This is a genomic window from Saccharopolyspora rosea, assembly GCF_025643595.1.
GTDB lineage: Bacteria > Actinomycetota > Actinomycetes > Mycobacteriales > Pseudonocardiaceae > Saccharopolyspora > Saccharopolyspora rosea.
On the sequence record NZ_CP102826.1, the window covers coordinates 4,436,580 to 4,451,506 of the forward strand.

Consider the following 14,927-nt stretch of genomic DNA (forward strand, 5'->3'; position numbering starts at 1 on the left):
CCGCCGCGGCGGCCGGTCAGCTCTCGCCGACGGCCCGGTTGATCCTGCGGGCCAGTTCGACGTCGTTGGCGGTGATCCCGCCCGCGTCGTGGGTGGTGGACGTGACGGTGACCTTGTTGTAGCCGTGCACCGAGATGTCGGGGTGGTGGTTCAGCTGGTTGGCCACGAAGGCGACGACGTTCGCCAACTGCACCGCCCCGTTGAACCCCTTGCGCTCCCAGGTGCGCGTCACCGAGTCGCCACTGCGCTCCCACCCGGGCAGCCCGGCGATCTCCCGCTCGACGTCCGCCGCGCTCAACAGCTCAGCCATCACTCTCCCCCGAGGTCGGACGGGTACGTCAGCCAGCGTCCCACGAGTACCGGAGTTCGTACATGGTCGCGGGCATGACCATGGTGTTGAGCTCGACGACCCGGCCGTGGCTGTAGGTCCGCCGCTGCACGGTCAGGACCGGACCGTCGGGAATCCCGAGAGCGCTGCGCTCGGACGCGCTGGCCGTCTTCGCCCCGACGATCTCCTCGTGACTGGTCAGTTCGAAGCCGAGCTCCTCCAGCCTCGCATGCGTCCCGCCCGGGCCGGTGTCCACCTGCTCCAACGAGGTCTCCCGCGTGATGTCCCTGGGCAATCGGGAAACGGCCAGCATGACCGGCTGGCCGTCGGCCCTCATCACCCGGTCCCGGACGCACAATTCGGCGTCCTCATCGACATCGAAGACTTCGGCGTAGTCCTGAGCGGGTTCGAACCAGACCTGCACGCTTGACGATGGCGTGAATCCCTGCGCGGCGGCCTCTGCCAGGAACGCTCCCTCGTTGCGCTCCCGACGCGCCCGCGAAAGCCTCTCCCGGGAGTCCAACCGCTTCACCACACGTGGTGGTGCCACGAAAACCCCCACTCCATGCCGCATGTCGACGATTCCTTCATCGGGGCCGCTACCTGGCAATCCCGAAAACGGCCCCTGAAAGGCTCATACCACACCCGGCCGCAACGGAACAGCAGCACCGCGCTGATGAACCTCATCCTGCACTCGATCAGCCGCCCAGACCAGACACGAGGAAGGAAGAACACGCGGCGCCCCGCCGAGCGGAAGCACCGCGTGTTCGTCAGCAGTCGAAGCGCCCCGACTTCACCGACTCGACGAAAGCCGCGAACACACGAGTCTGAAGCGCCAAAGTCCCGCCACCGGGGTTCTTGCTGTCCCTGATCGCGGAGACACCCGGGAGGTTGGTCGCAACTTCAGAGCCTGTCTTCGAACTCTTTTTGGGTGGCGGTGCCGGGAGCGGAACCTCAGCGGCCGTCTCGACTGCGGAAGCCCCTCCTGATGTATGCCCAGTTCGCTCGCTTTCCCCTTCAATCGATGTAGCGCGAGATCAAGCGGATGCTGTCGTCCTCGGACAGCGCCTGCTTCGCCAGCTCATCGAACAGGCTACCGAGCGATGCCACGGCGGCGGGATCATCCACGAGATGGCCGCCCAGGTTGTACTCCTGGTAGCCGGTTTCCGGCCACGTGTCGGGTGGGAACTCCAGAAGCGCGAATCCGCCACCCATCGCGGGATGGATGCCCACCCCGAAAGGCAACACGTGCAGCGACACGTTGGCCAACTCGGTCGCCAGGACGAGGTGTACCAGCTGGTCGCGGCCGATCTCGGGAACCGCGGCGCACCGCTGCAATGCGGCCTCGGACATCACAGCCACCAGTTGCAACGGGGCGTCTTTCGCCGTAAGCCGTTCCTGCCTGCGCAGCCGCGCGGCGATGCGCTTGGACACGTCCGCCTCGGAAGCAGTCGGGTCACCGACGGTTGCGACACGGCGGGCGTACAGATCGGTCTGCAACAGCCCGGGAATCAGCTCTCCTTCCCAGTTGCGGACCCGGGTGGCATCCGACTCCAGCGTCACGTACTCCGCGAGCCGCTTCGGTAAGCGGTAGGTCTGCCACCACCCCGGCTTCTGCGCTTCGGAACGGGTGTTCAGCAGCGCTTCGCGCGCATCGTCCGGGATGCCGTACATCGCGGCCATGACGATCAAGTCGGGCCGGGTCGCAACGTTGCGACCGCTCTCCAGATGACGAACACGTCCCGTCGTGCAACCCAACTCGACGGCGACCTCGTCACGAGAGAGCCCGGCACGCTCGCGCCACTGCTCCAGGCTTCTGCCCAACATCAACCGTCGCAGCGTCATGCGAGCACCCTAGCGCCGTACCCACACACCCTAGATCACCCAATCGACATGATGATCCGCTGAACCACCTCACCCCGCAGCAGCCCCGCACCGCTGGTGCGCGGTGTTCGCGGCCAGCGTGCGCAGGATCCGCCGGGCGATCGCGTCGTTGAGGCGGAACGGCGCGGCGTTGGTGTGGGGGCGGGCGAACGCGGCGCCGGAGCGGGCGCTGGTGTGGACGCCGAGGGCGTAGCGGCGCGGGTGGGGACGGCCGGTCGCGTCGACCACCTCGGCGTCGTCCGAGACGACGAGGCGTCCGGTGCGGCGCGCGCCGGGCAGTTCCTCCTCCAGCACCGCGCCGTCGCGGTGCAGCGCACGCAGCAGCGGGTTGCGGGTGCCCCGCAGCGACGGGTGCGGCAGCTGCGCCTCGACCAGGGTGCGGGTGTGGACGCGGTGCGGGGCGCTGGCGCTGGTGGCGACGAAGCCGTCCTCGTCCGGGGTGACGCGCAGCTCCGCGCCGAGGAAGCGGACGACCCCGGCGCGGGAGAGCGCCAGCAGCTGCCGCAGCCGCTCGGGCGGCGGCCCGCTGGCGTAGTAGTTGAAGAACCCGAACCACCACCCGTCCAGGTCCTCGACCTGTGAGCGGGCGGACAGCTTCCCGGACCGCAGCAGCCGCCCCAGCTGGCCGTACACCGACAGCAGCGCGAAGAACGCCCCCAGGTCGGCGCTGTGCTGCGGGTCGGCGCGGCGGGCCAGGTCGGCGGTGATGTGCCCGCGCACCCAGTCCTGCAACTCCTCGGCGTCCGCGCAGCGCACACCCGTCATCGGGCGGTCCAGCGCGGCGAGGTCGAGCCGGTCGGCGGGGTGCGGCACGGCCTCGGCGACCACCGCCGGGTCGTCGGCCGCGAAGCGGGCGGCGAACTCCCGCCAGGGCAGGGCGACGCGGCGCGGGTGGCCGTGGAACAGCTCGTGGTAGTAGCCCCAGCCGAGTTCCTTCTCGATCAGCGGCAGCACGTCGGCGCGGAAGTCCGCGCCGGCGGGCAGCGCGTCGATCTGGTGCGGTCCGAAGAACTCCGGGAAGCGCGGGCGCGGTCCGCGCAGGCCGTACCCGGGTTTGGCGCGGTACGGCACCCCGCGCCGCGACCCGACGTGCAGGACCGGTTCGGCGCCGGAGGGCAGGTAGGTCAGCGTCCCGTCCGGCTCGGTCCGGTAGCGCCCGCCCCGCCCTTCGGTGAGCAGCACCATCAGGTCCACGAACGCCAGGCCGAACCCGCGCATCACGACGTCCTCCCCCGGCCGCAGCCGCGCCAGGTCCACGGCGTCGGTGTAACCCGGCGGGACGTGGTGGGCGCCGACGGCGCGGGCGTGCCGGCCCAGCCGCGCGTGCTCGCCCGCCGGGTCGGCGTCGGTGTGCCCGAGCGCGAGCACCACGACGTCGGCCGTCAGGCTGCCGTCGTCGTCCAGCCGCACCCGCTGCCTGCCGTCGGCCAGGTCGTCGAGGCCGACGGCCGCCGCGCGGTGCCAGCGCACGGTGATGTTGCCGGGCAGCCGGTCCAGCACCCGCTGGTGCACCCAGGCGAGGTAGGCGTGCTGGGCGCGGCGGCTGGGGAACGAGCGCCCGTGCAGTGCGCGCACCTCCGCGGCGACGTCGGGTGGCAGGTCGTCCAGCGGGCCGGGCAGCCCGGCCCGTTCGCGGTCGCGGGCGTCGCGCGCCCACTCGGCCAGCGACGGGCCGCCGAGCACCGGACCGTCGCAGTCCACTGTGGAGTCGAGGAACATGGTGACGTCCTCGGCCATCGAGTTCATCCACAGCAGCCGGGACTGGTCGGCGCGCCACACCCGGCCCGCACCGGGCGGGTGCGGGTCGACCAGGTGCACGGTCAACGACTGCTCCGGCAGCAGTTCCGGCGCGTTGGCGGCGAGGCGCTCCAGCAGGCCGGTGGCGCGCGGACCGGCGCCGACCACCACGACGGCGGTCACAGGACCCGCTCCAGGAACTCGCGGGTGCGCGCCCGCCGGGGCGCGTCGAGCACCCGGGACGGCGGTCCGGACTCCACGATCTCGCCGCCGTCGAGGAACACCACGGTGTCGGCGACCTCGCGGGCGAAGCCGATCTCGTGGGTGGCGACGACCATGGTCTGCCCGGCCTGCGCGAGATCGCGGACCACGGCGAGCACCTCGCCCACGAGTTCCGGGTCCAGGGCGCTGGTGGGCTCGTCGAGCAGCAGCAGCTTGGGATCCATCGCCAGCGCCCGTGCGATGGCGATCCGCTGCTGCTGCCCGCCGGACAGCTGGCGCGGGTAGGCGTCCTCCTTGTCGGCCAGGCCGACGCGGGCGATGACCTCCCGGGCCCGCGCGGTGGCGTCCTGCTTTGACAGCCGCCGCACCCCGACGGGGGCCTCGATGACGTTGCGCAGCACGGTCATGTGCTCGAACAGGTTGAAGTCCTGGAACACCATGCCGATCTCCGCGCGGCGCCTGGCGACCGCCCGGTCGCCCAGTTCCCGGAGCCGCCCGCCGGATTCGCGGTATCCGACGAGCGCGCCGTCCACCTCCACCCGCCCGGCGTCGAGCTTGTCCAGGTGGTTGACGCAGCGCAGCAGCGTGCTCTTGCCCGAGCCGGACGGTCCGATCAGGCAGGCGACCTGCCCGCGCCCGACCGCGAGGTCGACGCCCCGCAGCACCTCCGCCGCGCCGAACTTCTTGCGCAGTCCCGTGATCCGCAGCATCAGCGACCCCCGACGAGTGCGCCGCGCAGCCGCTGCAACGGGGTGGGCGGCAGTTCCCGCCGCGTGCCGCGGGCGTAGTGGCGTTCGATGTAGTACTGGACGACCGTGAGCAGCGAGGTCAGCGCCAGGTACCAGGCGGTGGCCACCAGCAGGAGCGGGATGACCAGGTAGTTGCGGTTGTAGATCAGCTGCACCGAGTACAGCAGGTCGTGCACCGCGATCACGCTGACGACCGAGGTCCCCTTCAGCGTGCCGATGAGCATGTTGCCCGCCGGGGGCACGATCGCGCGCATCGCCTGCGGCAGCACGATGCGCCGCAACGCGCGCGTCCGGGTCATGCCGAGCGCCTGCGCGGCCTCGACCTGCCCGGCGTCGACGGACAGGATGCCCGCCCGGATCACCTCGCCCGCGTAGGCGGCTTCGTGCAGCACCAGTCCGATGACCGCCGTCGTCGTGCCGCCGATCAGGTCCACCGTGTCCACTGTGAACCGACCGGCGCCCAGGGTCGGGTACAGCGCGCCGATGTTGAACCAGAACAGCAACTGGACCAGCAGCGGGATCGAGCGGAACAGCCAGGTGTAGCCCCAGCTGAGCGCCGCGAGCACGGGGTTGCCGGACAGGCGCATCACCGCGAGCACCGTGCCCAGCGCGAAACCGAGCACCATCGTCACCGCGGTGAGCCACGTGGTCAGCCACAACCCCTCCAGCACGGCGGGTGTGGCGAAGTGGGCGGCCACGACGTTCCACTGGAAGTGTGGGTTGGTGACCACCGAGCGCACCACGAGCGCGAACGCGGCCACGGCCACCGCCGCGGCCACCCAGCGGCCGGGGTGCCGCGCCGGGACGATGCGCGTCGGGACCTCCGCGGCGGGCGGGGTCTCCGGGACCGCCCGCAGGTTGGTGGATCGAGTCATGTCGGCTTTCCTCGTCGTGGAAGGAAAACCTCGCCGATCGGCGCCGCCCGCCGCCACGGTAACCGCAGGGGGCGCGACGTCAACCGCGTCCCACGGACTGATCCGCCGTTGACACCCCGGCGCCACCGGCCGATGCTCGACGCGTGACCTGCCGTCTGGTGAAGCGCAACCACATCGACCTCGCGCTGGTGTGGTCGGCCTCCTGTTCCCGCTGACCGGACCCGTTCACCGCCGCTGCGGCGGTTCTGACTTCCTTCCCTCCTCGCACGGTCGTGCGCCGCCCCGCGAAGACCGTGTTCCCACTTGAGAGGTTTCACCATGCCTGTCGAATTCCTCGGCATCGGCGCCACGAACGACGGTTCCGAGACCACGCCGCGCAGCACCGCGGCCTTCGACCCCGAGCACACGCTGCGGCTGGCGCGCGCGCACGAGGACCACGGCTGGGACCGCGTGCTGTTCGCCTACGGCTCGGGCAGCGCCGACCCGGCGCAGGCCGCCGCGCTCGTGGCGAGCAAGCTCGACCGGTTGCAGATCCTGTTGGCGCACCGGCCGAACGTGTCCTACCCGACCTTCGCCGCCAAGACCTTCGCCAGCCTCGACCGGATCTCCCGGGGGCGGCTGACGGTGCACTTCATCACCGGCGGCAACGACGCCGAACAGCAGCGCGAAGGCGACTACCTGAGCAAGGACGAGCGCTACTCGCGCACCGCCGAGTACATCCGGATCGTCAAGCGCGCCTGGACCGAGACCGAACCGTTCGACCACGACGGCGAGCACTACCGGTTCTCCGGTTTCGCCGCCGACGTGCGCCCGCACCAGCAGCCGCGCCCGCGCGTGTCGTTCGGCGGTTCCTCGCCCGCCGCCTACCGGGCGGGGGGCGCGGAGGCCGACATCTACTGCCTGTGGGGCGAACCGCTGGCCCGCACCGCCGAGCAGATCGACGCCGTGCACGCGGCGGCGGCCGCCGCGGGGCGCACCGACCGGCCGAAGATCCAGGTCGCGTTCCGCCCGATCATCGCGCCGACCGAGGAACTGGCGTGGGAGAAGGCGCATCGCGTGCTCAGCCGCATCGAGGCGCGCAAGGCCGCCGGACAGCGGGTCGGCAACCGCCACCACACCGACCGGCCGCAGAACACCGGTTCGCAGCGGCTGTTGTCCATCGCCGACCAGGGCGAGCGGTTCGACCGTGCACTGTGGACCGCGACGGCGGCGGCCACCGGCGGCGCGGGCAACTCCAACGCCCTGGTCGGCACGCCGGAGACGGTGGCGCAGGCGCTGCTGGACTACTACGACCTGGGCGTGGAGATCCTGTCCGCGCGCGGGTACGACATCCTCGACGACGCCATCGACTTCGGCAGGCACGTCATCCCGATCGTCCGCGAGGAGGTCGCCAAGCGCGACGCGGCCCGCGCCGGCGCGGTGGTCGAGCCGTGATCCGACGCGTCCTGGCGGCCGGTGCGGTGCTGGCCGCGCTGCTCGCCGGATGCGCCCCGGCACCGGACGCCGCGCCGGGCTTGGACGTGGGCGCGGACGTGGTGTCGCCGGTGCGCGTGGACGAGGGGGCCCGCGCGCTGCTGCCGCCGGACGTGCGCGCGTCCGGCGTGCTGCGGTTCGGCAGTTCCGCGGGCACCCCGCCCTCGGCGTTCTACCTCCCGGACAACCGCACCGTGGTCGGGCAGGACATCGACGTCTCGGAGGCGGTCGCCCGCGTGCTGGGGGTGCGGGTGCAGCGGTCCGAGGCGGCGTTCGACGCGATCCTGCCCGCGCTGGACAGCGGCAAGTACCAGGTCGGCACGGGCAATTTCGGCGTGACCGAGCAGCGCCGCCGGACCGTCGACTTCGTCACCTACGTCGACGACGGCCAGGGTTTCGCGGTCCGCCAGGACAGCGACCTCAAGCCGGTCACCGACGTGACCCAGCTGTGCGGCCGCACGATCGGCACCGGCGCGGGGACGACGTTCGAGGCGACGCTGAACGCCCAGCGGCACCGCTGCGCCGAGGTCGGCCGACCGCCCTACCAGGTGCTGGTGTTCGCCGAGTCCAGCGCCCAGTTCTCGGCGTTGCAGCAGGGCAAGGTGGACGCGCTGATGAGCACCAGCAACGGTCTGCGCTACGCGGTGTCGCAGCAGCCGAACCTGCGGTTCCTCAACGAGTTCCGCCACCTGGAGGTCGGTTTCGCGCTGCGCAAGGGCTCTCCGCTGGCCCCGGCGCTGCAGGCGGCGGTGAACCGCCTCATCGCCGACGGCAGCTACGCCCGCATCCTGCACAAGTGGGGCACCGACAACTCGGCGATCCCCCGATCCCGCATCACACCTCCGGAAATCCGCTGACGGCCGGACTCCTGCACCATGCGGAGAACCACCCGAGCAGCCCCGGGTGGTTCTCCGCATGGATTCGCCTGAGACCCTGTCGTTGAACCTGGTCTCGGGAGAGGGTGTGGCAAGTGGCGGAGCCGCTTTCTCTTTCGGTGAGCGGTCTCGCCGCTGGCACCGCCGCGGGTTCTCCGACGAGCACAGCGGCGCGTCAGCGCCTCCGTGGGGGGCGGTGGCCGGGCGACGGGCGGGCGTCTCGCGAGGACAGCCCCGACGTGGTGTAGGGGGCTACATGATGTCGGGGCTCCCGGAGCCGAGACGGCCGCTGAGTGCCTGTCTTTGAACCTGCTCCCGGAAGGGGCGTGGCAAGCGGCGCCAGCCGCTTTCTCTTTCGGTGAGCGGTCTCGCAGCCCGCACCGCCGCGGGTTCTCAGCGGTCGTCTCGCGAGGACAGCCCCGACGCCGTGTATGGGCATACAAAAGGAGGGGCTCCCGGAGCCGAGACGGCCGCTGAGGTTCCGCTACCGGCGCCGCCTCGCAAAACGAGTTCGAAGACAGGCTCTGAGGTTCCGCCACCGGCACCGCCACTCAAAAAGAGTTCGAAGACAGGTACCTACGCCGTCCGCCCCAGGGCGGTTTCGTGCGGGATGCCGTGCAGGGCCTTGCGGAACTGCTGGACGACGTCGTCGAACGGGTCCCGGCTCTCCGGGTCGATCAGCAGGTCCTCCCCCGCCACCGACAGGTGCCGGTCGAGCAGGAAGTAGCTCTGCACGACGTGGCGCGGGCCGAGGGAGTGCACCACCGGGCGCAGCCCGTAGTCGAGGGCGAGGACGTGGGCGATGGTGCCGCCGGTGGCCAGCGGCAGCACTGCCTTGCCCGCGAACGCGAACTGCGGCAGCAGGTCCAGGAAAACCTTGAGCAGGCCGGAGAAACTCGCCTTGTAGGTCGGCGTCGCGAGCACGATCCCCTTGGCGTCGGCGATCTTGGCGACCGCCTCGGCGATCTGCGGGTCGCCGGTGTCGGCGCTCAGCAGCGCCTCCGGCGGCAGCGTGCGCAGGCGCAGGTGTTCGGCGCTCCAGCCGTGCGCGGCCAGCTGCTCGGCGACGTGGTCGCCGATGCGCTCGGTCTTGGACGTGCGGGACGGGCTTCCGGAGATGACTACGACACTGGACAACGCGTGCTCCTCGGTCTCCACGGGCGGTTTCGGCGGTTGAGGTCAGCCCCGACACGCCTGCACGCGAACGCGGTGGAGATCGATGTGCCGCCGCTTGGTGAACCGGGTCCGGAACATCACGGGCTCATCGCAACACCGCCCGGTGAACCGTGTCAACGCACCGCCCGGCCATCCCACCGACCGGAACACTCCACAGTGGACTTCAGTCGTCGAACAGGTCCGGCAGCGGGCGGCGCTCCGTCCGGGGCACCGGGACGGCCTCGGGGTAGCCCAGCCGCATCAGCAGTTGCGGCACACCCGCCAGGCCCAGCGCGTCGCGGATGCCGGAACGCACCTCGGACAGCCGCAGCGGTTGGGTCATCACCGACGCCACCAGCCCGAGCCGGGTCGCCTCCAGCCACGCCCGCTCGGCGGCCTCCCCGGCCAGCAGGTGGTCGCGCGGCCCGTCGGTCAGGGTGCTGAACACCAGCAGCGCCTCGTCCTGCAGCCACCGCGCGAGCACCGCCTCGCCGGGCGGCCGGGTCCGGTCCCGGACCAGCCCGGCCGCGGGCGTCCCGGTGTCCGCCAGCGCCCCGGCGACCAGCCCGACGTCCCCGCCACCGGTCCACGCGCCGAGTTCCCGCTGGTAGCGCAGGTCGGACCGGTTGGCCCGCGCCGCGTAGGCCAGCTGCCGCGCCACCTCCCGCTCCTCGTCCTCGCCGACGACCCAGGCGGCCTGCACGGTGGATGCGGCCACGATCGCGGTGCGCGTGAGGTGCGGCACCGCCCGGGCGGCGAACGGCCTGCGGTAGCTGCTGCGGCGCTCCACGGCCCGCCTGCGTTCCCGGTCGACCTGGGTGGCCCGGCACCGGCGCGTGGCGGTCACCACCGCCTCGGCGTCCGGGCCCTCCGAGTCGGTCCACCAGCGCACCTCGCCTTCCCAGCCCAGCCCGCGCAGCACGACGGCGAGGTTGGCGACCGCGGCGCCGCAGGAGATCCGCTGGTCCCGCCCGTCGGGGTCGTGTTCGAGCAGGTCCGGCCCCGGGCGCCGGCACAGCACGGCCGTGCGGTCGCGCACCCGCAGCGACCACGGCTGCAGGTTGTGCACCGACGGCGCGCGGCGCACCGCTTCGGCCAGCAGGGCGACCTCCTCGGGCGACCACGGCCGCTCGTCGTCGACGGCTCGGTGGCGCAGCGCGGGGAACCAGGACATGCGTCGATCACCTCCACTGGCACGGACGACTTCGTCGACGGTGCCCCGGCCCGCGGCGGCCCCAGCAGGGCAGAAGGTCCCGTGTGAGGCGTCTCGCCCGGTTCGGCTGCCCGATCTGGCCAATCCGCCCGCCCGATCTCGGCGATGTGGCACTGGCGCTCAAGGTGGCACGGCGGCGAAGCTGTCCCCGCGACGACAAGGAGGGAATGCATGTCGAGCCTTCACCAGCGCGAGACCTCGCTGTGGCACCCGTTCGCGGACATGTCAGCGGTCCGCGACGAGCAGTTCTGCGTGGCCCGCGCGGAGGGCGTCTGGGTCTACGACCAGCAGGGCCGGCGCTACCTGGACGGCACCGCCGGACTGTGGTACTGCAACGCGGGGCACGGGCGAACCGAGATCGTCGACGCCGTCGCTCGCCAGATGCGCGAGCTGGACACCTACTTCGTGTTCAACGACGTCACCAATCCCCCGGCCGAACAGCTGGCCGACCGGCTGGCGGGGCTGGCTCCGGTGGACGACGCGAAGATCTTCCTGACCACGGGCGGCGGCGAGTCCGTCGACACCGCCGCCAAGCTCGCCCGGCTGTACTGGGTGCACCAGGGGCGACCCGAGCGCACCCACATCCTCAGCCGCGGCAACGCCTACCACGGCACCAACGGGATGGGCACCAGCATCGGCGGCATCGAGGCGAACCAGGCCGGCTTCGGCCGCCTGGTGCCCGACACCGAACGCGTCGACCGGGATGACGCCGAGTCCCTGCGCGAGGCCATCGAGCGCATCGGCGCGGACCGGATCGCGGCGTTCTTCGCCGAGCCGGTGATGGGCGCGGGCGGGCTGTACCCGCCGAAGCCGGGCTACCTGGAGGCGGTGGCCAAGATCTGCGCCGAGCACGACATCCTGTTCGTGGCCGACTCGGTGATCTGCGGGTTCGGCCGGGTCGGCGGCTGGTTCGGTGTGGAGCGCTGGGGCCTGCGCCCGGACATGATCACCTTCGCCAAGGGCGTGACCAGCGGTTACCTGCCGCTGGGCGGGGTGGTGGTCGGCGGCCGGGTCGCCGAACCGTTCTGGCGGCAGCCGGGCCACCCGTTCCGGCACGGCCCGACCTACTCCGGCCACCCGTCCGTGGCGGCCGCGGCGCTGGCGAACCTGGACATCCTGGAGCGCGAGGAGCTGCCCGCGCGGGCCGACGCCCTGGAGCGTCCGCTGCACGAGGGGCTGCTGTCGCTGGCCGACCACCCGGCGGTGGGCGAGGTGCGCGGCGGAACCGGCCTGCTCGGGGCGGTGGAGCTGGCGCCGGACGTGCTGGCCGCGGACCCGGGCGCGGCCGCCCGGCTCCAGCGGGCGGTGCGGGACCGCGGCGTGATCGTCCGGCCGCTGGCGAAGGCGGTGGCGGTGTCGCCGCCGTTGACCGTCGCCGAGTCCGAGATCGACCTGCTGGTGCAGGCGCTGCGGGAGGGCCTGGACGAGGTCACCACCGACTGATCTATCCATTGTGGACGGTGGCGCGGCCGCCCGTGGCCGCGCCACCGCCATTCGCAGGATCGAACGTCCGTACGAAGTGTCGAACGAAATGCGGCGGGGAACACCCGCCGCCCCTGTGGACATCACACCGGGGCGACTTGGCAAGATACGGCTTTCGGGTGATGGACTCGCAGTGGACGCGGACGGAGGACAGAACCAGGTGAACACCCAGACCGCACAAGTCGACGACCTTCGGCTCATCGCACTGCCCAGCGCCGTGAACTGCGCGGAACTGTTCGTGCGGTTCGCTCTCACCGAGTGGTCCCTGCGTTCGATGGTCGACGAGGCCACCCAGCTGGCCGCGCAGTTCGTCACGGCCGCGGTGGACAGCGCCAGCCCCGACTCCCCCGGGTTCATCACGGTTCGGTTGCGGCTCAGCGGCGAATCGCTCGTCGTCGAGGTCGAGGACGAGCAGGCCACCGATCCGCCCGCGCTCTCGCCCACGCTGGCCGGCGGCCACTGCGGGGCCACCGCGCTGCAGGGCGGCGGCACCCTGGTGTGGTGCGAGCTGGCGCTGCCGGGCGGCGTCTCGGCGAACTCGGTGCCGCTGCCGCGCCGCTCCCCGAAGCGCTCCGCGCCCGCCGAGCACCCGGCCGAGGAGACCGCCGAGATCGATCCCGAGGTCATCAAGCGCCTGCTGACCGGCCTCAGCAAGTCCGACCCCGCCCTGTAGGCCCGGTCCGCACCCGATCGTCCACTGAGGACCCAGGCGGCCCGGATTCGATGTCCCTTGTGGACTCGGACGGGCCGCTACCAGGGTCGGCGCCGAGCGGCAGGTTTCGATCGCGGCCCCGGCGGGCACCACCGGGGCATGGACCACACGACGTTCCGCTACGAACTGGCGCAACAGCTGCGGGTGGACTCGATCCGGGCCAGCGACGCCGGCGGCTCCGGCCACCCCACGTCCTCCATGTCGGCCGCCGACCTGCTGGCCGCGCTGCTCGACGGCCACCTGCGGATGGACTTCCAGCATCCGGAAAATCCGGGCAACGATCACCTGATCTTCTCCAAGGGGCACGCCTCGCCCCTGCTGTACGCGTGCTTCAAAGCGGTCGGCGCCATCGACGACGCCGAACTGCTGAGCTTCCGCAAGTTCGGCAGCCGCCTGGAGGGCCACCCCACCCCGCTGCTGCCGTGGGTCGACGTGGCCACCGGCTCGCTGGGCCAGGGCCTGCCCGTCGGAGTCGGCCTGGCGCTGGCCGCGCGGCGCCTGGACCGGCTGCCGTACCGGGTGTGGGTGCTCTGCGGCGACAGCGAGATGGCCGAGGGCTCCGTCTGGGAAGCCCTCGAACACGCCGGGCACGAGGGCCTGGACAACCTCGTGGCGCTGATCGACGTCAACCGCCTCGGCCAGACCGGCGAGACCATGCACGGCTGGGACCTGGAGTCCTACGCGGCCCGCGCCCAGGCCGCCGGGTGGCGCACCCTGCAGATCGACGGGCACGACCAGGAGCAGATCGAGTCCGCGCTCAAGGAGGCCACCAACTCCGACGGCCGACCGGTCGCGATCATCGCCCGCACCAAGAAGGGCAAGGGCGTCGCCGAGGTCGAGGACCTTCCCGGCAAGCACGGCAAACCGCTCAAGGACCCCGCCGAGGGCATCCGCGAGCTGGGCGGCGAACGGGATCTGCGCGTCACCCCGCCCACCCCCGAGGCGGGCGCCGTGCCGCACACCTTCCCGTCCCGCGGCAGCGAGCCGCCCGCCTACGACATCGGCGCCGAGGTGGCCACGCGCAAGGCGTACGGCGAGGCGCTGCGCGCGCTCGGGGACCGGCGCGGCGACGTGGTGGCCCTGGACGGCGAGGTGTCCAACTCGACCTTCTCCGAGCTGTTCCGGGAAGCCCACCCGGACCGCTACTTCGAGATGTACATCGCCGAGCAGCAGATGATCGCCGCCGCGGTGGGCATGCAGGTGCGCGGCTGGAAACCGTTCGCGTCGACGTTCGCGGCGTTTCTGACCCGGGCCTACGACTTCATCCGGATGGCCGCGGTGAGCCGCGCGAACATCCACCTCATGGGCTCGCACGCGGGCGTCGCCATCGGCGAGGACGGCCCGTCGCAGATGGGCCTGGAGGACCTCGCCGCGCTCCGGGCGGTGCACGGCAGCACCGTGCTCTACCCCAGCGACGCCAACCAGACGGTCCAGCTCGTCGAACAGCTGGCCGACCGGGACGGCATCTGCTACCTGCGCACCAGCCGGGGCGCCGTGCCGACGCTCTACGGACCGGACGAGCGGTTCCCGATCGGCGGTTCGAAGGTGCTGCGCGAGGGCTCCGACGTCACGCTCGTCGGCGCCGGGATCACGCTGCACGAGGCGCTGCGCGCCGCCGACCTGCTGGCCGACGAGGGCCTGCGGGCGCGGGTGATCGACCTGTACTCGATCAAGCCCATCGACGTCGACACGCTGCGCCGCGCGGCCGTCGAGACCGGCGCGCTGGTCACCGCCGAGGACCACTGGCCGGAGGGCGGACTGGGCGAGGCGGTGCTCGCCGCCCTGGCGCACGCGGGCGTGCAGGCGCCGGTCCGACTGCTCGGGGTGCGCGAGATGCCCGGTTCGGGCAAGCCGGCCGAACTGCTCCGGCAGGCGGGCATCGACGCCGAGTCGATCGCCGAGGCGGCCCGCCGAGCTCTCGCCGACTGACCACAATGGACACCATACCTGCGGGCGGCCGGACGCGGTGGTCCGCAGGTGACGACAGCGGGCGGTGTTCGCGATGCCCTCACCACGCGGAGAACTGCTCCGCTTCCTCTACCACATCTCCTACCCGGCGACCCGCGAGGAGATCTACCGCCGGTGCGTCGAACAGGGCGCGCCGAGCGCGCTGCTGGACCGGCTGCACCGGCTCCCCGACGGCGTCTACGTCGAACCGGACACCGTCCTGCAGGCGCTGCCGCGCGAATGCGCGGAATGAGTCCACAGCGGACTCCGGAGTC

The 14,927-nt window shown here is 72.0% G+C and carries 15 protein-coding genes; 6 read left to right on the forward strand and 9 right to left on the reverse strand.

What is annotated here, in order from left to right; translation table 11 throughout:
- Nucleotides 1–16 precede the first annotated feature (16 nt).
- From NV263_RS20465 to NV263_RS20495, 7 genes are all read right to left on the reverse strand, one after another.
- The gene (locus NV263_RS20465) at nt 17–310 is read right to left on the reverse strand and encodes a 4a-hydroxytetrahydrobiopterin dehydratase (protein ID WP_263248098.1); all 294 of its coding nucleotides are present in this window, start codon (nt 308–310) and stop codon (nt 17–19) included.
- 28 nt (nt 311–338) lie between these two features.
- Nucleotides 339–752, reverse strand: coding sequence for a UTRA domain-containing protein (locus NV263_RS20470; protein WP_263248100.1), 414 nt, complete (start codon nt 750–752; stop codon nt 339–341).
- Between the two features lie 346 nt (nt 753–1,098).
- Nucleotides 1,099–1,350 (reverse strand): DUF397 domain-containing protein, encoded by a 252-nt coding sequence (locus tag NV263_RS20475; RefSeq protein ID WP_263254282.1) that lies wholly within the window; start codon nt 1,348–1,350, stop codon nt 1,099–1,101.
- The gene (locus NV263_RS20480) at nt 1,346–2,173 is read right to left on the reverse strand and encodes a helix-turn-helix domain-containing protein (protein ID WP_263248103.1); all 828 of its coding nucleotides are present in this window, start codon (nt 2,171–2,173) and stop codon (nt 1,346–1,348) included. The genes NV263_RS20475 and NV263_RS20480 overlap by 5 nt, the downstream gene beginning before the upstream one ends.
- A 69-nt stretch (nt 2,174–2,242) precedes the next feature.
- A complete protein-coding gene (locus NV263_RS20485; protein WP_263248104.1) occupies nt 2,243–4,132 on the reverse strand; it encodes an FAD/NAD(P)-binding protein in 1,890 nt (629 codons plus the stop codon).
- A complete protein-coding gene (locus NV263_RS20490; RefSeq protein WP_263248107.1) occupies nt 4,129–4,881 on the reverse strand; it encodes an amino acid ABC transporter ATP-binding protein in 753 nt (250 codons plus the stop codon). Before NV263_RS20490 ends, NV263_RS20485 begins: the two co-directional genes overlap by 4 nt.
- Entirely contained in the window at nt 4,881–5,795 is a 915-nt protein-coding gene (locus tag NV263_RS20495) for an amino acid ABC transporter permease (protein ID WP_263248108.1), read from the reverse strand. Before NV263_RS20495 ends, NV263_RS20490 begins: the two co-directional genes overlap by 1 nt.
- A 318-nt stretch (nt 5,796–6,113) precedes the next feature.
- Between NV263_RS20495 and NV263_RS20500 the strand changes: the two genes are divergently transcribed.
- On the forward strand, nt 6,114–7,229 hold the full coding sequence (locus NV263_RS20500) for an LLM class flavin-dependent oxidoreductase (RefSeq protein ID WP_263248109.1): 1,116 nt from the start codon (nt 6,114–6,116) through the stop codon (nt 7,227–7,229).
- Nucleotides 7,226–8,125: an ABC transporter substrate-binding protein gene (locus tag NV263_RS20505; RefSeq protein WP_263248110.1), complete on the forward strand. Its 900-nt coding sequence runs from the start codon at nt 7,226–7,228 to the stop codon at nt 8,123–8,125. Before NV263_RS20500 ends, NV263_RS20505 begins: the two co-directional genes overlap by 4 nt.
- Before the next feature lie 594 nt (nt 8,126–8,719).
- Here NV263_RS20505 and ssuE read toward each other — a convergent pair.
- A complete protein-coding gene (gene ssuE / locus NV263_RS20510) occupies nt 8,720–9,280 on the reverse strand; it encodes an NADPH-dependent FMN reductase (RefSeq protein WP_263248111.1) in 561 nt (186 codons plus the stop codon).
- 202 nt (nt 9,281–9,482) lie between these two features.
- Complete coding sequence (locus tag NV263_RS20515) at nt 9,483–10,472, reverse strand: Acg family FMN-binding oxidoreductase (RefSeq protein ID WP_263248113.1); 990 nt, start codon at nt 10,470–10,472, stop codon at nt 9,483–9,485.
- A gap of 210 nt (nt 10,473–10,682) precedes the next feature.
- Here NV263_RS20515 and NV263_RS20520 point away from each other — a divergent pair, with 210 nt between their 5' ends.
- The 4 genes from NV263_RS20520 (at nt 10,683) to NV263_RS20535 (ending at nt 14,905) form a co-directional block, all read left to right on the forward strand.
- Nucleotides 10,683–11,954 (forward strand): aminotransferase family protein, encoded by a 1,272-nt coding sequence (locus tag NV263_RS20520; RefSeq protein ID WP_263248114.1) that lies wholly within the window; start codon nt 10,683–10,685, stop codon nt 11,952–11,954.
- Nucleotides 11,955–12,153: 199 nt separating this feature from the next.
- Nucleotides 12,154–12,666 carry an ATP-binding protein gene (locus NV263_RS20525; protein ID WP_263248115.1) on the forward strand — a complete coding sequence of 171 codons (513 nt, stop codon included), beginning with the start codon at nt 12,154–12,156 and terminating at the stop codon, nt 12,664–12,666.
- Between the two features lie 138 nt (nt 12,667–12,804).
- A complete protein-coding gene (locus NV263_RS20530; protein ID WP_263248116.1) occupies nt 12,805–14,634 on the forward strand; it encodes a transketolase in 1,830 nt (609 codons plus the stop codon).
- 73 nt (nt 14,635–14,707) lie between these two features.
- On the forward strand, nt 14,708–14,905 hold the full coding sequence (locus NV263_RS20535; RefSeq protein ID WP_263248117.1) for a DUF2795 domain-containing protein: 198 nt from the start codon (nt 14,708–14,710) through the stop codon (nt 14,903–14,905).
- Nucleotides 14,906–14,927 lie beyond the last annotated feature (22 nt).